Raw genomic sequence first — 17,846 nt, 5'->3', positions numbered from 1 at the left:
CTCTAGATGATGCCTTGCGCCAGCATGGCATCCGCCACTTTCACAAACCCTGCAATGTTGGCGCCATCCACATAGCTGACCGTGCCGTCTGCTCGGCGTCCGTGTACCAGGCAGGCTTCATGGATGCCCACCATGATGCTGTGCAGGCGCTGGTCCACTTCTTCTCGTGGCCAGCTGATGCGCATGGCGTTCTGGCTCATTTCCAGGCCCGATGTGGCCACGCCCCCGGCGTTGCTCGCCTTGCCCGGCGCAAACAACACCCCGGCATCTTCAAAGCGCTGGGCTGCCGCCATGGACGTGGGCATGTTGGCGCCTTCGGCCACGCAGGTCACGCCGTTGCGGATCAGCACGTTTGCATCTTCGACATCGATTTCATTCTGCGTGGCGCATGGCAGGGCCACATCCACTGGCACGCCCCAGGGTTTCATGCCAGCTTCAAAACGGGAGCCGGTGCGCTCGGCGTAGTCGCTGACGCGGCCGTACAGGTGGTTCTTCACTTCCATCAGTTCGGCCAGCTTTTCGGGCGTGAAGCCGTCGTCATCGATGATGGTGCCGCTGGAGTCGGAAACGGTGACCACTTTCGCGCCCAGTGCCATGGCTTTTTCCACCGCGTACTGCGCCACATTGCCCGAGCCTGACACACTCACGCGCAGGCCTTCGAAGGCCTTGCCTTGCTGCTTGAGCATCTGCTCTGCGAAGTACACCGTGCCATAGCCGGTGGCTTCCGGGCGGATCAGCGATCCGCCAAAACTCAGGCCCTTGCCGGTGAACACGCAGTCGGCCCGGTTGCTGAGTTTTTTCATCATGCCGGCCATGTAGCCCACTTCGCGCGCACCCACGCCGATGTCGCCGGCGGGCACGTCGGTGTCTGCGCCCACATGGCGGAACAGTTCGGTCACCAGCGCCTGACAGAAACGCATCACTTCGCCCGGGCTCTTGCCTTTGGGGTCGAAATCCGACCCACCTTTGCCACCGCCCATCGGCAGGGTGGTCAGCGCGTTCTTGAAGGTCTGCTCGAAGGCGAGAAATTTCAGGATGGACAGGTTCACCGAAGGATGAAACCGCATGCCACCCTTGTAGGGACCGATCGCCGAACTGTGCTGGATGCGGTAGCCACGGTTGACCTGCACATCGCCGTGGTCGTTCACCCACGAAATGCGGAACATCACGATCCTCTCGGGTTCGATCAGCCGGTCAAGCAGGCCGTGCTCCGCGTAGCGGGGATGGGTGGCGATGAAAGGCCAGATGCTTTCCATGACTTCTGCCACCGCCTGGCTGAATTCGGACTGCCCGGGGTTGCGCGCGGCGACATGTTCGAGAAAGTGGTGAACGGAGGTGTATTTCATTCGGGGTTGGTGCCTTAAAAGAGTGCATGAGATTATGCGCACTTTGCATTTCGCGACGCGAAATGCCCCGATATGGGGAGTTGAAGCAACGAAATGACTCCTTGTACACAGTGAGTGCACTACAAAGGTGCAAAATTTGACTTGGAAGTCTCATGCATGTGCCTTTGATGGGCATCGGGTGATTCAGCGCGATGTGGCAAGGGGGCGGTGATGGCATCCCTGCTGTCGTTTTCCTGTTACCCCCTCACTGGGCGAAAAGGGGCGGTTCGACGAGCGACTTGGCGGCAGCGGCCTTTTCAGCGCCCGCGCATGAAGAGGCCGTCGAGTTCCTTCATGCTCACCTGCCGCCAGGTGGGTCGGCCGTGGTTGCACTGGTCTGAACGCTCGGTGACCTCCATCTGCCGCAGCAGCGCGTTCATTTCTTCCAGTGTGAGCCGGCGGTTGGCGCGCACAGCACCGTGGCAGGCCATGGTCGCCAGCAGTTCATTGCGCGCGCGGTGCACCACGGTGGAGGCATCGTGCTGGCTGAGCTCGGCCAGCACGCTGCGGGCGAGTTCCACTGGGTTACCCTGGGAGAGCGTGATGGGCACGGCACGCACCGCGAGTGTCTTGGGCGAAAACGGCACCACTTCCAGGCCCAGCATGGCCAGCACCACGGCATGGTCTTCGGCGGTAGCCACCTCTTCAGGCGTGGCTGCAAAGGTGGCCGGAATCAGCAGCGGCTGGCTCGATAGCTGTTCGTCGTCCATCTGCTGCTTGAGGCGTTCGTACACGATGCGCTCGTGCGCGGCATGCATGTCCACCACGATCAGGCCCTGTGCGTTTTCCGCCAGGATGTAGATACCTTGCAGTTGGGCAATGGCACGACCGAGTGGCCAGTCTCCCTGGGGCAGAGGGAGGGGAGTGGCTTCGACAGGCACGGTCCGAGCGGGGCCTTGTGCTGGGGTAATAGCTTGACCGGCTTCTGGATTTGCTGTGCGTGGATTTGCCCATGTATCTGTGCGGGCTGGGCTGGTGGAGGTGGCTGAGGGTGTACCACCCCAAAGGGCTTCCAGGTCGCTCACCCGGTGGCCGACTTCTGGCTCTCTCGGGGCGAAGGCCAGGCCGGACTGTTGTGAACGTGGTGGCCATGCCGCCGCGGGCTCGGCAACCGCGGCGGGGCCTGGGTCGACCGTGCCCGCCGAGCGGGGCACGGCCAGTGCCGATTCGACCGCGCGCCGCACCGCCTGGTGCACTTCGCGGCTGTCGCGAAAGCGCACTTCGATCTTGGTTGGGTGAACGTTCACGTCCACCCGGGTCGGGTCCAGCGACACAAACAGCGCATACACCGGCTGGCGGTGCCCGTGCAGCACGTCTTCATAGGCACTCCGGGCCGCGTGCGTGATGACTTTGTCGCGCACATAGCGGCCGTTCACATAGGCGAACTGCCAGTCGTTTCGCGAGCGGGCCGCGTCGGGCACGCCAGCAAAACCCCGCACCCGCAATCGCTGTCCGTTGCCATCATCAGGCAGGTCGATTGGCCAGTCCACCGCCACTGCCTGGGCCACAAAGTCTTCGCCCAGCACATCGGCCAGGCGTTGGCGCAGCGGGTCGATCTGGTGGATCGAAACGGCGCGCCACTGGGCCACCAGCTTGCCTTCGTGCCAGATGGCAAAGCCCACGTCCGGGCGCGCCAGTGCATGCCGGCGCACCGCTTCGACACAGTGCGCGAGTTCGGTCGCGTCGGTCTTGAGGAACTTGCGCCGGGCGGGCGTTGCAAAGAACAGCTCGCGCACCTCCACCGTGGTGCCCCGGTTGCGGGCGGTGGGCTGCAACTCGCCACTGCGACCGTCCAGCAACCAGCCATGGGCTTCCTGTGAATCTTCCACGCGCGTGAGCACCGACACTTCGGCAATCGAGCAAATGGCCGCCAGCGCTTCACCCCGAAAACCCATGGTGTTCACCGACTCCAGATCGCTGAGACTGGCAATCTTGCTGGTGGCGTGGCGCTTCAGGGCTGTGGGCAATTCGCCGCGCAGAATGCCGCATCCGTCGTCTTCCACGCTGATGAGGCGCACCCCGCCGGCCATCAACCGCAGCGTGACCTGGGTGGCACCGGCATCGAGTGCGTTGTCCACCAGCTCACGCACCACCGAGGCGGGCCGCTCGACGACTTCACCGGCTGCAATCTGGCTGATGAGCTCGTCCGGCAGCTCAAGGATGGGGGCGCGGGACGGAGGGATACTGGTGGCAGGGTGAAGGGTGGGATGGGTCACCAGATCATTGTATGCAGTGACGGATAATTCAAGGTTTGGCTGAAGCTGGCCCGCCACCCGGGCGCGCCGTTCACAGCTGCACGAGGACGCTCCCTTGAAACTGTTTGGACCGCTGTACGACCGCGTCATGAGCTGGAGCCGCCACCCCAAGGCGCCCTGGTACCTGGGAGGACTGAGCTTCGCCGAATCCTCGTTTTTTCCCATCCCGCCCGACGTCATGCTGGCGCCGATGTGCCTGGCGAGGCCCGCTGCTTGGTGGCGACTGGCGCTGCTGACCACGATCATGTCGGTGCTGGGTGGCATGCTGGGCTATTTTCTGGGCAGCATGGCTTTGGATGCGATCATGCCGTGGGTGGATCGCATGGGCTGGACACCGAAGCTGGAGACCGCGCGCAGTTGGTTCGACCGCTGGGGCTTCGCCGCCGTGCTGATCGCGGGCTTTTCACCGATTCCCTACAAAGTGTTCACCATCGCGGCCGGCGGCATGGGCATGCCGCTGCTGCCTTTTGTTCTCGCGTCCATCGTCGGAAGAGGCGGCCGCTTCTTCCTGGTGAGCTGGCTCATGGCCCGCTTCGGCCCCGCCATGGAACCCAGGCTGCGTCCCGTGATGGAGTGGCTGGGCTGGGGTTCGGTGGCAATGGTTGGGGCGTTGTATCTGTACCTGCGCTGAGCTTTCCTGTGCGAAATGCCTTCATTCTGGGGCGAAGCGCCGCAGGCGCGGCGAAGGAAGCCATCTCTCCGGTGTGAGTTGTCTTCGACCAGGAACACCGAAGATCCGGCTCTGCCGGTCCAAGGTGTTGCCCCTTGAGGGGCGGAGCTGGCTACACGCAGTGAGCCAGCGATGGGGGGGAGCCTAAATCTGCCGATTCCGCGCCAGCGGCGGGTTCAGTGAGAAATAGCTCACGATGCCGCGCAGCAGCGCGTCGGCCAGTTCGTTCTGGTACTGCGGGTCGCGCAGGCGCCGCTCTTCGTCCGGGTTGCTGATGAACGCAGTTTCCACGAGCACGCTGGGAATGTCGGGCGCACGCAGCACCGCAAAGTTGGCCTGCTCCACCCGGGGCTTGTGCAGCTTGCCGATGCGACCGACCTCGCCCAGCATGGATGCGCCGAGCCTGAGGCTGTCGTTGATCTGCGCGGTGGTGCTCATGTCGAGCAGGGCGCGTTGCAACGTGGCGTCTTTCGCCTTCACGTTCAGGCCACCCACCAGATCGGAAGCGTTTTCCTTGTCAGCCATCCAGCGCGCGGCCGCACTGGTGGCGCCCCGGGTGCTCAGCGCGTACACGCTGGCGCCTTGGGGGCGCGGCGTGTAGAACGCGTCGGCGTGCAGACTGATGAACAGGTCGGCCTGCACCCGCTGCGCCTTTTGCACCCGCACCTGCAGGGGAACGAAGAAGTCGGCGTCGCGCGTCATGTAGGCGCGCATGGGGTTGCCATTCACACGCGTGGCGTTGATGCGGTCGCGCAGCCTGCGCGCGATGGCGAGCACCACGTCTTTCTCGTAGGTGCCACCCGGTCCGATGGCGCCGGGATCTTCACCGCCATGGCCAGGGTCCAGGGCCACGATGATCAGGCGGTCGGTCTGCGCCTGACGGGTGGGCGCTTTCGCAGCGTTGTTGGTCGTGCCGCTCGGAGGAACGCCTGCCACGGTGGGTGGTGCACTGCCCCTGCTGCCGTTGGCTGCGTCGCGTTCGGCCTGTGCAATCAATGCACCCAGCGGGTCGCTGGCGGGATTGGGCACGGTGGCGACCGCCCCGCGTTCTTCCAGGCGCCCGGTTTCCATTCCCAGCAGTCGCGCGGCACGCTCGCTGGCCGCATCGAGATCGCGCAGGCGCTGGCTGATGAGTTGCTCCAGCGGGTCTGGCGGGTTCAACGGGTAGAGGTCCAGCACCAGGCGGTGCTGGTAAGCGGCCACCGGTTCCAGGTTGAAGATCTGCGGTTTGACGGAAAGCTTCAGGTCAATCACCAGACGCACCACATTGGGGGCGTTCTGCGCCACCCGGATTCGGGCGATGTTGGGATCGTCCGACTTGAGCTGGCCCACAAGTTCACGCAGGCCGGGCAACAGGTCGATGCCTTCGATGTCCACCGCCAGCCTGGGCGGATCGCTGAGGAAAAACTGTCTGGCCTTCAATGCGCCATCGGACTCAACGGTGACACGCGTGTAATCCTGTGCCGGCCAGATGCGCACGGCCACCACGTTGGCCCCGCGTGCGATTTGCTGCACGCCCAGCAGCAGTACCAACGTTCCTGCGCGCAGCAGGCTGCGCCTGTTCAGCGCAGCAGTGGGCGGAATGTTCATGGGAGAACCTCCAGCAACAGTTGACCTGTGGGCGTGAGCGCCTTGATGGCAACGCGGCGGGCTTCGTCCGGGTGCTCGGTCATGTCGAAATTGCTGGTCGGGTGGGCAAGGGAGTCGTCGGGTTGTATGTCGATGATGAGATCCATCACCGGCAGGAAATCGCCGGCACGTTCTGGCCATTCCACAAGCTTGAGACCACGGGCTGCAAAAAGTTCGCGAAAGCCGGCATCTTCCCATTCGCGCGGATCGTTGAAACGGTAGAAATCGAAGTGCCAGATGGCCAGGGCCTCGCCCGCCGGCATGAGCGGGCAGTCGATGGCAGTGTGTGGTTCGACCACGGCGTAGGTCGGGCTTTTGATGCGTCCCCGCACGCCCAGTGCGCGCAGCAGGTGACGCACGAAGGTGGTTTTGCCTGCGCCCAGATCGCCTTGCAGCGCGAGCGTGGCGTGTGCCATGGCCGGGCTGGTGGCCAGTGCGCTTGCAAACGAAGCCGTGGCCGCTTCGTCGGCCCAGATCCCGCTCCATGTCGACGCAGCGACGGCCGCACCGCTGGTGGGCTGCGTTCCTACAATGGTCGGATCATGAATGCCGGTTTTGATGCTGATCAACTCGTCTCTCAGATTCAGGCTTGGGGCCGGGAGCTGTCATTTTCCCAAATTGGGATCGCAGATGTGGATTTGTCCAGCGCAGAAGCCGGTTTGAAGGCCTGGTTGTCGGCTGGATGTCACGGTCAGATGGGCTACATGGCCTCACATGGCCTGAAACGGGCGCGTCCGGCCGAACTGGTGCCGGGCACCGTGAGCGTGGTGACAGCGCGCATGGACTACCTGCCACGCGACACCACCGGCAACTGGCAGGTGCAAGAACTGGATCGATTGAATCACCCAGGCGAGGCGGTCGTGTCGATTTACGCACGAGGACGTGACTACCACAAGGTGCTGCGTGCGCGGCTGCAGAGACTGGCCGATCGCATCGAGCAGGCGGTGGGACCCTTGGGCTATCGCGTCTTCACCGATTCCGCACCGGTACTGGAGGCCGAACTGGCACAGCGAAGTGGGCAGGGCTGGCGCGGCAAACACACATTGCTGCTGAACCGCGAAGCGGGGTCGATGTTCTTCCTCGGTGAAATCTTCGTTGACCTGGCCTTGCCGGCCACCGAGGCGGTCAAAGCGCATTGCGGCGCCTGCACGGCGTGCATTGACATCTGCCCCACCCAGGCCATCGTGGCGCCGCACCGGCTGGACGCGCGCCGCTGCATCAGTTACCTCACCATCGAGCACCCGGGTGCCATCCCGGAGGACCTGCGCCCGCTCATGGGCAACCGTATTTACGGGTGCGATGACTGCCAGCTGGTGTGCCCGTGGAACAAGTTTGCCCAGCGCAGCGCCTTACCGGATTTTGATGAGCGCGAGGGATTGAGCGGTGCGCAACTGGTCACGTTGTTTGCATGGTCAGAGGAAACGTTTCTGCGGCGCACCGAGGGAAGTCCGATCCGTCGCATCGGTCACGAGCGCTGGTTGCGCAACATCGCTGTGGCCATCGGCAATGCCCTGCACCACCGCGATGCCATGGACGAGGCTGCGCGAACCGCGCTGATTGCCGCGCTGCAGCTGCGGCTTGCTCATCCGAGTGACCTGGTGAAGGAGCACGTGCGCTGGGCACTGCGCGAGCGACCCGGTCAGCCCACATAGCGCTGCCGCAGTTCGCGCTTGAGCAGTTTGCCGCTGGGGTTCTTGGGCAGGCTCTCGGCAAACACCACGCGCTTGGGCGCCTTGAAGCCGGCCATGTGGGTGCTGCAGTGGGAAATGACCTCGTCTTCGCTCAAGGACTGACCGGCTTTCACCACGATCACCGCGGTCACGGCTTCCACCCACTTCGCATCGGGCAGGCCAATCACCGCCACCTCACTCACACTGCCCAGCCGGTAGATCATTTCTTCCACTTCACGGCTGGCCACATTCTCGCCGCCGGTCTTGATCATGTCCTTCTTGCGGTCCACGACCGTGATGAAGCCTTCTTCATCGATTGTGGCGAGATCGCCGCTGTGGAACCAGTCACCCTCGAAGGCGGCGCGTGTGCGCTCCGGGTCGTTGAAGTAGCCCAGCATCAGGTGGGGCGAGCGGTGCACGATTTCACCGACTTCGCCCACCGCCACGTCCTGCATGGCGTCGTTGACCACCCGCGTTTCCACGTTGAGGACGGCTTTGCCGCAGGAGCCCGGTTTGCGCAACTGGTCGTCTGGGCCCAGCATGGTGGCCAGCGGAGCAATTTCGGTCTGCCCGTAGAGGTTCCAGAGCCGCACACCGGGGAGCCGCGCGGCCAGTTCCTTGAGCACCTCCACCGGCATGATGGATGCGCCGTAATAGCCCTTGACCAGGCTCTGGAGCTTGGCCGGGTCAAACAAAGGTGAACGTAGCAGCGCGATCCACACCGTGGGCGGCGCGAAAAAACTGGAGATGTCGTGCTGTTCGATCAGGGTAAGCAGGTTGTCTGGCACCGGTTTGCTGGTGATGAAGTTGCTGCTGCCCATGTAGATCGCAGGGCCGAAGAACACATCCAGCTGGGCGCAGTGGTAGAGCGGCAAGGCATGCAGGGCCCGGTCTTCTTCGGCTATTTTGGCGTTGATCACGCAGCTGACGTATTGCCACAGCACGGCGTCGTGGGTGAGCATGGCGCCTTTGGGCGTGGACTCGGTGCCACTGGTGTAGACGATCTGGGCCAGGTCGGAGCTGCCGAGGTTCACGTCCGGCAGCGGGTCGGTGCAGGCCGCCAGTTCATCGAAGGTGCGCATGCCGGCCACGGGTTCGCTCGGGTCTTCGGCGGGCAGCCAGATGAACTGCTCCACCTGGGTGTCGAGCGCTGCCGCTTCGCGCGCCAGGGTGGCCAGGCCGCTGTCTGTGGCCAGCACTTTCGCCCCTGCGTGGCGCAGGATGTAGGCCACTTCGTCGGCCTTGAGCATGAAATTGATGGGTACCAGCACCGCGCCACGCCGCGCCAGTGCAAAGCGAAGGGCGGCGAAACCGTGGGAGTTGCGCGACAGCACAGCCACCTTGTCACCCTGCGAAACGTCCATCGAAGCCACACCGGCCGCGAGGCGGTCCACCAGCGCGTCGAATTCGGCGTAGGTCCAGCGAACGGCGCCGCAGGCAATGGCCAGCTTGGCCGGCAACCGTCGCGCGGTGCGGTGCAAGGCGTCGGCAATGGTCTGGCGACGGACCGAGGGGTGAATCGTGGGTAGCATGAAGGGGTTTCCTGACGAGATGGATGATGCCGCCTGGAGAGGCCGGGCGTGTGCCGACATTGAAAACCAGACAGACGGGTTTTCCATGCGCGTTTACACCAGCATGCTGTCACTTTTGCACACTTTTGTCCCTCGGGGGGGCGCGCATGGCCGGGGCTATCATCGCGCCATGAACGCCGTCTCTGCCGTGCAAGGAACGCTGGTCCGCTGGGGCCGGAGCGTGCGCACATCCGTGTTCGCCTGGTGGCACGTGCTGCTGCTGGGCGCCCAGATACTGGTGCTGTCTCTCACACCCTCCAGTTATCGACGCGGTGCGCACCGACTGGCCGTGCTACACAACCTGTACCTGGCCACGGCACCGCTGCTGACCTGGTTCATGGTGCTCTCAGCCCTCATCAGCATCGTGTTGATCCGCATCGTGGTGGCCACGGCCTACAGCTACGGACTGACGCAGTATGCGATCGAGGTTCTGGTGCGCACCCTGGTGCTGGAGCTCATCCCTCTGTACGCGGCCATGTTCGTGGCCCTGCGCTTTGCCATGCCGGGCGCACAGCGGGTACGCAAGCAACTGGCCGAGCAACAGCGACAGGGTATCGAACGGGAACACCGGGAGCTGCTGCGCATCGAATTGCTGCCACGTGCGCTGGGCAGCATGTTCTCAGTGCCGATGCTGGCGGCCCTGAGCTGTGTGGTGGCACTGGTATTGACCTACCTCACCCTCTACGGGTTCTCTCCCTGGGGCTTTCCGGCTTACACACGCAGCGTGGGGCAGGTGTTCACGCCAGCTGTGTCGCTCATCTTCTGCCTGAAGACCTTCTTCTTCAGTCTGGCGGTGGGCGTGGTGCCCCTGGCCGGTAGCGCCCAGCGCGACATCGAAGGCCGCTACAGCCGGCGCAGTGATATTTCCGAGTTCGCCCGTCTCTTTTCCGTGCTGTTGCTGATCGAAGTGGTGTCGTTGCTCGGCAACTATTATTGAGCGTCGCACCAACCCATGCCCATGAACGCTCCTCAAAATTTGCCCCCTGACGCACCGCGGGGCGACACGCCCTCCATCAGGAACCTGGAAATCAAGGCAGCGCTTCTGATGCTGCTGATGGTGATGCTGCTGGTCGGATCGGCCGCCTACGTGCTGTACGCCCGCGGTGTGTTTGAGCACACCCAGCGGCTGGTGCTGATCGCCGACGACTCTGAAGGCGTGGTGGTGGGCATGGACATCACTTTTGCCGGGTTCGCAATTGGCCGCGTGGCGCGCATTGAACTCGGTGACGACGGCAATGCGCGCATCTTGGTCGATGTGCCCAATAAAGACGCCAAGTGGCTGCGCACCTCCAGCATCTTCACCATGGAGCGGGGTCTGGTAGGGGGGACCCGCATCCGCGCCTACAGCGGGCTGCTGGACGACCCCCCGCTGGAAGACGGTGCCGAGCGCACGGTGCTGCGCGGAGATACCGCAGCCGAGATCCCGAAGCTGATGGCGTCGGTGCGGGAATTGCTGGAAAACCTGACGGCACTCACGGCATCTGAGGCTGCGCTGTCGGCCAGCCTGGCCAATGTGCAGGCCCTGACCGAGCAGCTCAAAGGGCCACAGGGCCTGCTGGGCACGGTCATGGGCAGTGAGGAAGATGCCAGGAAACTGATCACGACGATTGACCGCACCAATGCCTTGCTGGCGCGCGCCGATGCCCTGGCTGTGCGTCTGGACAGCCTGGTGGCCAACGCCGACCGCCAGGTGTTCGGTCAGGGAGAAGGCCCGGGTGGGGTGGCCCAGGGGGGGCTGGTGAGCGACGCGCGCACCACCGTGCAGGCACTCAACAAGTTGCTCGACGATGCGCGCAACAGCCTGAAAAAGGTTGACACCCTGTTGGTGGAAGCCCAGGGCATTGCCAGCAACACCCGCGAGGCCACCACCGACCTGGGCACGCTGCGCGGCGAAGTTGAATCCAGCCTGCGCAAGGTCGACTCGCTCATCGAAGACATCAACCGCAAGTGGCCCTTCGCCCGCGATACGGAAATCAAGTTGCCATGAAGCTCCCCCCCGTTGCTTGCTCGCTGCGCGTAGCCGAATTCCCCCTCAAGGGGGCAACACCCTGCGCCCCGGCGAAGCCGGTTGCGCGGTGTTCCTTGAAGGGCGTTTCTTCGCTCGTCGCGTGCCTGGTGTTGGTTGCATGCTCCAGCGCTCCGCAAGCGCCTGCATGGCAAATGAATGCCAAGGGCAGTGCCGAGCGGGCTACCGAGGCCTGGTTGGCTGGGGATACGCGGGTTGAGGCGGCCGAGTTTGCGCGTGCGCGCTCCGAGGTGGCCCGGACGGGGCGTTCGGATCTGGTGGCGCGGTTGGAATTGTTGCGCTGTGCCACACGGGTGGCGGCGCTTGACTTTGATCCGTGTACCGGTTTTGAGGCGCTGGCGGGCGATGCCGCTGCGCCTGAGCAGGCCTATGCGCGCTACCTCAACGGTGCGGCTGAACCCGGGGACGCGGCCTTGCTGCCTGAGCCGCACCGTGCGCTGGCCGCTGGCGCTGCCCCCGATGCGGCCTTGGCCACTATCCAGGACCCCGTCTCGCGCCTGGTGGCGGCGGGCGTGCTCATGCGCAGCGGGCGCGCCACGCCTGGTGTGATTTCGCAGGCCGTGGAAACAGCATCGGCGCGCGGCTGGCGGCGCCCTTTGCTGGCCTGGCTGAAGGTGCAGCAACAACGTGCAGAGGCTGCCGGCGATGCCGCTGCGGCTGCCAGCCTGCAGCGGCGCATCGACCTGGTGCTGTCGGCTGGCGGTTGAACGACTGCTCAGCGCATCGGAATCGCCAGCCCCGCGGGCAAGGCCACCGCCGTGATGCTGTTCTGCGGGGAGCCTTCAATCACGCGGTCGGCATAGGTCAGGTACACCAGCGTGTTGCGCGTCTGGTCCACCATGCGCACCACCCTCAGTTTCTTGAATACCAGCGAGATGCGTTCGGTGAACACCTCTTCCTGTTGCCGCAGCGGTTCGCCGTGGAACGAGACCGGACCGACTTGCGTGCATTCGATGCTGGCCTCGGACCTGTCTTCCGCCAGACCCAGACCGCCCTTGATCCCACCCGTCTTGGCACGCGCCATGTAGCAGGTCACGCCCTTGACCTTGGGGTCGTCAAAGGCGTCGACAATGATCTTGTGGTCGGGCCCCAGCAGCTTGAAGACCGTATCGACTTCGCCGATCGATTGGGCACTGACCGTGGTAGTGGCCAGCAGCATTCCCGCCAGCAGGGCGTGTGAAACGAAGTTGCGCATGGACAGGTTTTTCATGGTGATTCCGGAGGCATCAGGGTGGTGTGACTGGGTCCGATCATGCACCCGCCAGAGGTTTGGAAATGCCGGGCACCAGCGTCAGTCTCGCAGACTGGACAACGCGCACGGGACATTTTTTTGTCGTCTCAGAGCTGGGATTCGATGGGCAGCCAGCCCATCAGCCAGACCAGCAATCGCAACCCCCGGGACGTTTCAGGGTCGTGGTGTTGACGTCCGCTTTCTCCCTGCCATTGCAATGCGCCCTTCTGCGTCAGATCCAGTGACCACGCCGAGTCGGGCGCTGCGGCCTGGATGAACAAGGCCTGCAATTCTTCCGCGAGCGGCGCGTGGTCGAACAGCACGCCCATCTCGGTGTTGAGCTGGGCCGAGCGCGGATCGAAGTTGAAGGAGCCGACAAAGCCGCGCTGGCCATCGACCACGAACGCCTTGGTGTGCAGGCTGGCACCACTGCTGCCCAGCAGTTCTTTCCCGGTCACTGCGGCGCCAGGTTTGAGCTCGAACAACCTCACGCCACCCGCCAGCAGGGATTCGCGATAGCGTTTGTAGCCTGCGTGCACGATGGGGACGTCCGTGGCAGCCAGCGAGTTGGTCAATACCTGCACGTCCATGCCGCGGGCGGCCTGTCCGTTCAACAGCAGCGCGCCGGCATCGCCCGGCACGAAATAGGGCGAAATCAGCAAGGTCTGTTGCTGGGCGGAAAACAGCAGCGCCATCAGGTCGTACAGCAGCCATTCGGCACGTTCGCGACGGCTGGCCAGAGGTGCGGCTTTTTCAGGCGGGTCGGATACCACCCGAACATGGGGGGTCCAGTGCAGGGGCAGGTCGCTGCCCAGCCGCTCGGCAAGTGTGCGAGTGTCACCCAGCGCCTGCACCCAGGATGATGCCTGTGCCCCCGCGCGCAGTTCTTCCCGCCAGAGGGGCAGTTTTTCTGGCGCCGGCGCCTCATGTCTGAGCGCGGCCAGTGGCACCACTTCGGCGCTGTTCCAGAAGCGGTCGAAAACTTCGCTGGTCTGCGTCACCGCCGGACCCAGCAACAGCAGATCGGCGTCATGGAAGTTCATGCGTTCGGCCGCATTGAAGTACTCATCGCCAATGTTGCGCCCTCCCACCAGCGCCACCTGATCGTCAGCGATCCAGGCCTTGTTGTGCATGCGGCGGTTGAAGCCGACAAACCGCAGCACCATCTCCAGCGCGCGGCGCCAGGCGGTTTCGCGGTTGCGGGCCGGGTTGAAGAGCCGCACCTCCAGGTTGGGGTGCGTGTCCATGGCCAGCAGCAAAGGGTCGCGCGTGGGGCCATTCATGTCGTCGATCAGCAGTCGCACGCGAACGCCCCGTTCGGCCGCACCCAGCAATTCGTACTTCAGCAGGCTGCCGGTGAGATCGCCCCGCCAGATGTAGTACATGGCGTCCAGACTGCGACCCGCCTCGCGCGCCGCCACCGCACGCAGCGAGAAGGCTTGCACGTTGTCGATCACCAGCGCAGCCGCGCTCTCTCCCGGACGCTGTGCGAGCAGGGGCGTGATCACGCGGTCGAGCACCGTGTCGGCAGGCTGGCTGGCCAGAGCGAACGAGGGCTCGCCCTGGGATCGGGCCGCAAAACGCCCCCAGGACCACAGCGAAAGTGCCGAAGCCACGGCCAGAATCAGCAGCAGTTTCAACGTCCAGCGAAGCCTACGTGACATGGGAGACGGTTCCCTTCAATGGCGGTGGCGAGTGGCGGTACCCATTCACATCTTCCCCAAAAAACCCAATGCAAAAGGCAGACTCAGCACACCCAGCAGGGTGGACAACGTGACCAGCCCGGCCACATAGGGGCCGTTGTAACCCATGCGCGCGGCCAGCACGTAACAGCTCGACGCCGTGGGCACGGCCGAAAACATCAGCAGGATGGTGGTTTGCGTCGGATCCAACCTGAACAGCAGCGCCAGCCCCAGTGCCATCAAGGGCATGCCGATGTGTTTGACCGACAGCACCATGGCACCCAGCATCTTGGCGCTCGCCAGCATGCCGAACTGCATGCCGGCCCCCGCAGCCATCAGGCCCAGCGCCAGGGATGCCTGGCCAATCCGGTTGACCGTGGGTTCCAGCCACACCGGCATGGAGAACCCGAGCAGGTTGGCCGCCAGACCCGAAACCGTGCCGATGATCAAGGGGTTGCGCAGCAGTTCACGCAGAAAACCCCGGTTTGCGTGCCGCGCCATAGGCCAGACCGCGCCCACGTTGAACAACGGCACACACACGCCGATCAGCACGGCGATCATCAGCAGACCTTCTGGCCCGGCCACCTTGTCGGCCAGCGCCAGCGCAATGAAAGAGTTGAACCGAAACCCGACCTGGGCGCTGGCAGCGTGCAGACGCGGGTCCAGTCGCTTGCCGATCCAGGGCCAATAGGGCAGTGAGTACGAGAGCAAGATGGCGGCCACACCCAGCGAAAGGCCGGCACCCATCAGGCTCGATGCAGCGCCCAGATCAAGCGGGCTTTTGACGATGCTGTGGAACAGCAGCACCGGGAACAGGAAGTAGTACACCAGGCTCTCGACCTGCTCCCACACCTTGCGGTTGAGCGCCGTGAAGCGGCACACCAGGTAGCCGCACAGGATCAGGGAAAAATCGGGGAAGAGGAGTTGGGCGAAGTTCACCGGGTGAGCATAACGGGGTGAAGCATGTGCGCCGGATCGTGAAACTCAAGGCGCATGGCAGGCTGTGAGCAGCGTCACCCCACCATCGGACGGCAGCCATTGCGATAGAGGCTGGCACACGCCATGCGTGCACAATTCGTAGTCCGGAACGAATTCGGAGCGGCTCAACCTCAGTGCGCCGGGATGGCGCTGAGCGGGAGGGTAGGCATACCATCCGTTCCGGAGCACCGCACTCGCCGGCGGTTCCATGCCGGCGGCCGAACCCCTGACCCTCGATTCGGTCGCGCGCAGCACGGGCCTGGCATCGGATGTGGCCGTTCTGGCCACCTCATAGTCTTCCTCCCAGCGGACCTTTTCAATGGAGTGCGTCCACGCCAGGGTGAATCGCTCGATGGCCAGGAAGGTGGTCGCAGGGTGGGATGCTGTGGCCGCAGCTGCGAGCACCAGGCAAACACCCATTCCTGCGGCCATTGCTGCTGCCCTGGCCGCTTCAGCGCGCTGCGCTCAGCGCTCGCTGCTGGCGGGTGCGCCAGTAGTGCCAGGCCACGAACACGGCCACGGCGCCCAGACCGATTTCGTCGGTCAGCGGCAAGGCAACCACCAGGAAGCTGGCCGAGACCACGGCCACGATGCGTTCGACCGCGTTCAAGCGGCCAATCAGGTAGCCGATGGCGCCGGCTCCCCACATGCTGATGGCGACCAGTGCTTTGAACACGATCCAGAGTGTGTCGGTCCAGTCACCAGCCTGCAGCATGAGTGCCGGGCTGTACACCGCCATGAACGGCACGATGAAGCCGGCAATGGCCACGCGGATGGCTTGCATGCTGATCTTCAACCCGGTTTCTCGCGCAATGGGCGCGGCCGCAAAACACGCCAGCGCCACCGGTGGCGTGAGGTCGGCCATGATGCCGAAATAGAACACGAACATGTGGGACACGATCAGCGGCACACCGAGTTCCAGCAGCACCGGCGCGGCCAGTGAGCTGGTGATGATGTAGTTCGGAATGGTGGGGATGCCCATGCCCAGGATCAGGCAGGTGAGCATGGTGAGCAGCAACGCCAGGAACAGGCTTTCGCGACCCACGGCGATCACGTAGCCACCCAGTTCGGCCGCCACGCCGGTCAGGTTGATCACGCCGATGATCACCCCCACCAGCGCACAGGCGATGGCCACAGGCAGCGCATGGCGTGCACCTTCCACCAGCGCCCGCACCGCGAGCTGGCGGGCATCGCCACCCACCCTGCGAACGAAGGTGAGGGTGAGCAGCACCGCGGTGATCACGAAGAAGGTGATCACGCCGAACTCGATGAAACCCGCACAGGCCAGGCCCAGCAGCACCCAGAACAGCCCGCGCAGCGCGGTGCCCTTGACGCCGGTCATGACCGCAGCGCCGAAGATGAGGATGATGGTGAGCGCCAGACCCACGGTGCCCGAGAACAGCGGCGTGTAACCCGAAAACAGCAGTGCCACCAGGCCGGCCAGCGGCAGCAGCAAATACCAGCGTTCCCGCACGGCGGTCCATGGGTTGGGGCAGTCTTCCTTGGCCAGGCCCACCAAACCCTTGCGACCGGCTTCCAGGTGCACCATCCAGAACGCGGTGACGAAGTACAGGATGGCCGGAATGACCGCTGCCTGCACGATGGAGAGGTAGGGTACGTTGATGGTTTCGGCCATGATGAAGGCCACCGCGCCCATGACAGGCGGCATGATCTGCCCGCCCATGCTGGAAGTGGCTTCCACGCCGCCCGCAAACGCGGGGCTGTAGCCAAAGCGCTTCATGAGCGGAATGGTGAACTGGCCGGTGGTGACCACGTTGGCCACGCCCGATCCGTTGATGGTGCCCATCAGGCCCGATGAGATAACCGACACCTTGGCCGGACCACCGCGCGTGTGACCCACGGTGCCCATGGCGAAATCGTTGAACAGCCGGATCATGCCGGCCTGTTCCAGAAACGCGCCAAACAGGATGAACAGGAAGATGTAGGTCGATGACACATAGGTCGGCGTGCCGTAGATGCCTTCAAGACCCATGCCGAGCTGTCCCACGATCTGGTCAAGCCCATAGCCCCGGTGCGCGAGGTTGCCGGGCAGGTACTGTCCGAAGACCGCATAGCTCAGAAAGATCAGGCAGATCAGCGGCAGACCCCAGCCCATCACGCGACGTGCTGCCTCGAACACCAGTGCCACGGCGATCACACCGACCACCCAGTCAGCCGTGGTGAGTTCACCTGCGCGCACGGTCAGGTCGGCCTCAAACACCCACTGGTAGAGACCTGTGGCAAACCCGATCACGCCGAGCACCCAGCCCAAGGCACGCCAGCCAGTGGATCGCCCGTCCATCGGAGGGAAGAGGGCAAAGATCATCAGCAACACAAAACCCACGTGCAGGGCGCGGATCACCTGGCTGGAGAACGGGTGAAAGGCCGCCATCCAGATCTGGAAAGCCGAAAACGTGATGGCGATCCAGAAGATAGCGCCAGTGAGCGTGCTGCGGTGTTCGTCCGGCTCCGTGGGGCTGTTGGGGGCGATGTCTCTGTTGTTGTCGTTCATGGAAACCTCGGGTCAAAAAGAGGGAGGCGGTCCGATGCGGACACGCCTCCAGTTTGCCAGGGGGTCATCATTCCCCTGGTCTCAGGCGGCCCTCATTTGATGAGGCCGATTTCCTTGTAGTAGCGCTCGGCGCCCGGGTGCAGTGGGACGGGCATGCCCTTGATGGCGTTGTCGCGTTTGATGGCCTTGGCCGCATTGTGCGCGGCGTAGAGGGTATCGATGTTGTCGTACATGGCC

The 17,846-nt window shown here is 64.0% G+C and carries 16 protein-coding genes; 5 read left to right on the top strand and 11 right to left on the bottom strand.

Features of this window, described 5'->3' with window-relative positions:
• Nucleotides 1-2: 2 nt before the first annotated feature.
• A complete protein-coding gene (gene gdhA / locus Q7V46_RS07935) occupies nt 3-1,346 on the bottom strand; it encodes an NADP-specific glutamate dehydrogenase (RefSeq protein WP_304912992.1) in 1,344 nt (447 codons plus the stop codon).
• Nucleotides 1,347-1,642: 296 nt separating this feature from the next.
• The gene (mutL, locus tag Q7V46_RS07930) at nt 1,643-3,601 is read right to left on the bottom strand and encodes a DNA mismatch repair endonuclease MutL (protein ID WP_304912991.1); all 1,959 of its coding nucleotides are present in this window, start codon (nt 3,599-3,601) and stop codon (nt 1,643-1,645) included.
• Nucleotides 3,602-3,695: 94 nt separating this feature from the next.
• On the opposite strand from mutL, the gene Q7V46_RS07925 reads away from it, so the two are divergent.
• The gene (locus Q7V46_RS07925; RefSeq protein WP_304912990.1) at nt 3,696-4,271 is read left to right on the top strand and encodes a YqaA family protein; all 576 of its coding nucleotides are present in this window, start codon (nt 3,696-3,698) and stop codon (nt 4,269-4,271) included.
• A 183-nt stretch (nt 4,272-4,454) separates the two neighbouring features.
• On the opposite strand, the gene Q7V46_RS07920 is transcribed toward Q7V46_RS07925, so the two are convergent.
• Nucleotides 4,455-5,900 carry an N-acetylmuramoyl-L-alanine amidase gene (locus Q7V46_RS07920; protein ID WP_304912989.1) on the bottom strand — a complete coding sequence of 482 codons (1,446 nt, stop codon included), beginning with the start codon at nt 5,898-5,900 and terminating at the stop codon, nt 4,455-4,457.
• Nucleotides 5,897-6,499, bottom strand: a complete 603-nt coding sequence (tsaE, locus tag Q7V46_RS07915) for a tRNA (adenosine(37)-N6)-threonylcarbamoyltransferase complex ATPase subunit type 1 TsaE (protein WP_370690306.1) — start codon at nt 6,497-6,499, stop codon at nt 5,897-5,899. The genes Q7V46_RS07920 and tsaE overlap by 4 nt, the downstream gene beginning before the upstream one ends.
• Here tsaE and queG point away from each other — a divergent pair.
• Nucleotides 6,482-7,591: a tRNA epoxyqueuosine(34) reductase QueG gene (gene queG, locus Q7V46_RS07910; protein WP_304912988.1), complete on the top strand. Its 1,110-nt coding sequence runs from the start codon at nt 6,482-6,484 to the stop codon at nt 7,589-7,591. The two genes, tsaE and queG, sit on opposite strands and share 18 nt — an antisense overlap.
• Here queG and Q7V46_RS07905 read toward each other — a convergent pair.
• Complete coding sequence (locus tag Q7V46_RS07905) at nt 7,579-9,141, bottom strand: acyl-CoA synthetase (RefSeq protein WP_304912987.1); 1,563 nt, start codon at nt 9,139-9,141, stop codon at nt 7,579-7,581. The genes queG and Q7V46_RS07905 overlap by 13 nt on opposite strands.
• A 169-nt stretch (nt 9,142-9,310) precedes the next feature.
• On the opposite strand from Q7V46_RS07905, the gene Q7V46_RS07900 reads away from it, so the two are divergent.
• From Q7V46_RS07900 to Q7V46_RS07890, 3 genes are all read left to right on the top strand, one after another.
• Nucleotides 9,311-10,117, top strand: a complete 807-nt coding sequence (locus Q7V46_RS07900; RefSeq protein ID WP_304912986.1) for an ABC transporter permease — start codon at nt 9,311-9,313, stop codon at nt 10,115-10,117.
• Between the two features lie 21 nt (nt 10,118-10,138).
• Complete coding sequence (locus Q7V46_RS07895) at nt 10,139-11,167, top strand: MlaD family protein (protein WP_304912985.1); 1,029 nt, start codon at nt 10,139-10,141, stop codon at nt 11,165-11,167.
• 173 nt (nt 11,168-11,340) lie between these two features.
• Nucleotides 11,341-11,913, top strand: coding sequence for a hypothetical protein (locus Q7V46_RS07890; protein ID WP_304912984.1), 573 nt, complete (start codon nt 11,341-11,343; stop codon nt 11,911-11,913).
• Between the two features lie 8 nt (nt 11,914-11,921).
• Here Q7V46_RS07890 and Q7V46_RS07885 read toward each other — a convergent pair whose 3' ends face one another.
• The 6 genes from Q7V46_RS07885 to Q7V46_RS07860 form a co-directional block, all read right to left on the bottom strand.
• A complete protein-coding gene (locus Q7V46_RS07885) occupies nt 11,922-12,416 on the bottom strand; it encodes a CreA family protein (protein WP_370690305.1) in 495 nt (164 codons plus the stop codon).
• A 128-nt stretch (nt 12,417-12,544) separates the two neighbouring features.
• Nucleotides 12,545-14,101 carry a phospholipase D family protein gene (locus tag Q7V46_RS07880; RefSeq protein ID WP_304912983.1) on the bottom strand — a complete coding sequence of 519 codons (1,557 nt, stop codon included), beginning with the start codon at nt 14,099-14,101 and terminating at the stop codon, nt 12,545-12,547.
• A 45-nt stretch (nt 14,102-14,146) separates the two neighbouring features.
• Nucleotides 14,147-15,058 (bottom strand): AEC family transporter, encoded by a 912-nt coding sequence (locus Q7V46_RS07875; RefSeq protein ID WP_304912982.1) that lies wholly within the window; start codon nt 15,056-15,058, stop codon nt 14,147-14,149.
• A gap of 45 nt (nt 15,059-15,103) precedes the next feature.
• The gene (locus Q7V46_RS07870) at nt 15,104-15,529 is read right to left on the bottom strand and encodes a DUF1850 domain-containing protein (protein ID WP_304912981.1); all 426 of its coding nucleotides are present in this window, start codon (nt 15,527-15,529) and stop codon (nt 15,104-15,106) included.
• Between the two features lie 19 nt (nt 15,530-15,548).
• On the bottom strand, nt 15,549-17,609 hold the full coding sequence (locus Q7V46_RS07865; RefSeq protein ID WP_304912980.1) for a TRAP transporter permease: 2,061 nt from the start codon (nt 17,607-17,609) through the stop codon (nt 15,549-15,551).
• A gap of 92 nt (nt 17,610-17,701) precedes the next feature.
• Complete coding sequence (locus Q7V46_RS07860; RefSeq protein WP_322788373.1) at nt 17,702-17,842, bottom strand: TAXI family TRAP transporter solute-binding subunit; 141 nt, start codon at nt 17,840-17,842, stop codon at nt 17,702-17,704.
• Nucleotides 17,843-17,846: the final 4 nt, after the last annotated feature.

It is taken from the genome of Hydrogenophaga sp., assembly GCF_030651625.1.
GTDB lineage: Bacteria > Pseudomonadota > Gammaproteobacteria > Burkholderiales > Burkholderiaceae_C > Hydrogenophaga.
Note: the sequence above shows the minus strand (reverse complement) of the source record. Positions and strands in the feature narration are given on the sequence as shown.

Bases quoted from the DNA above. Each gene is read 5' to 3' on its own strand.
- gdhA (WP_304912992.1), bottom strand. From the start codon at position 1,346: ATGAAATACACCTCCGTTCACCACTTTCTCGAACATGTCGCCGCGCGC.
- Q7V46_RS07920 (WP_304912989.1), bottom strand. From the start codon at position 5,900: ATGAACATTCCGCCCACTGCTGCGCTGAACAGGCGCAGCCTGCTGCGC.
- queG (WP_304912988.1), top strand. From the start codon at position 6,482: ATGAATGCCGGTTTTGATGCTGATCAACTCGTCTCTCAGATTCAGGCT.
- Q7V46_RS07905 (WP_304912987.1), bottom strand. From the start codon at position 9,141: ATGCTACCCACGATTCACCCCTCGGTCCGTCGCCAGACCATTGCCGAC.
- Q7V46_RS07900 (WP_304912986.1), top strand. From the start codon at position 9,311: ATGAACGCCGTCTCTGCCGTGCAAGGAACGCTGGTCCGCTGGGGCCGG.
- Q7V46_RS07895 (WP_304912985.1), top strand. From the start codon at position 10,139: ATGAACGCTCCTCAAAATTTGCCCCCTGACGCACCGCGGGGCGACACG.
- Q7V46_RS07890 (WP_304912984.1), top strand. From the start codon at position 11,341: ATGAATGCCAAGGGCAGTGCCGAGCGGGCTACCGAGGCCTGGTTGGCT.
- Q7V46_RS07885 (WP_370690305.1), bottom strand. From the start codon at position 12,416: ATGAAAAACCTGTCCATGCGCAACTTCGTTTCACACGCCCTGCTGGCG.
- Q7V46_RS07880 (WP_304912983.1), bottom strand. From the start codon at position 14,101: ATGTCACGTAGGCTTCGCTGGACGTTGAAACTGCTGCTGATTCTGGCC.
- Q7V46_RS07870 (WP_304912981.1), bottom strand. From the start codon at position 15,529: ATGGCCGCAGGAATGGGTGTTTGCCTGGTGCTCGCAGCTGCGGCCACA.
- Q7V46_RS07865 (WP_304912980.1), bottom strand. From the start codon at position 17,609: ATGAACGACAACAACAGAGACATCGCCCCCAACAGCCCCACGGAGCCG.
- Q7V46_RS07860 (WP_322788373.1), bottom strand. From the start codon at position 17,842: ATGTACGACAACATCGATACCCTCTACGCCGCGCACAATGCGGCCAAG.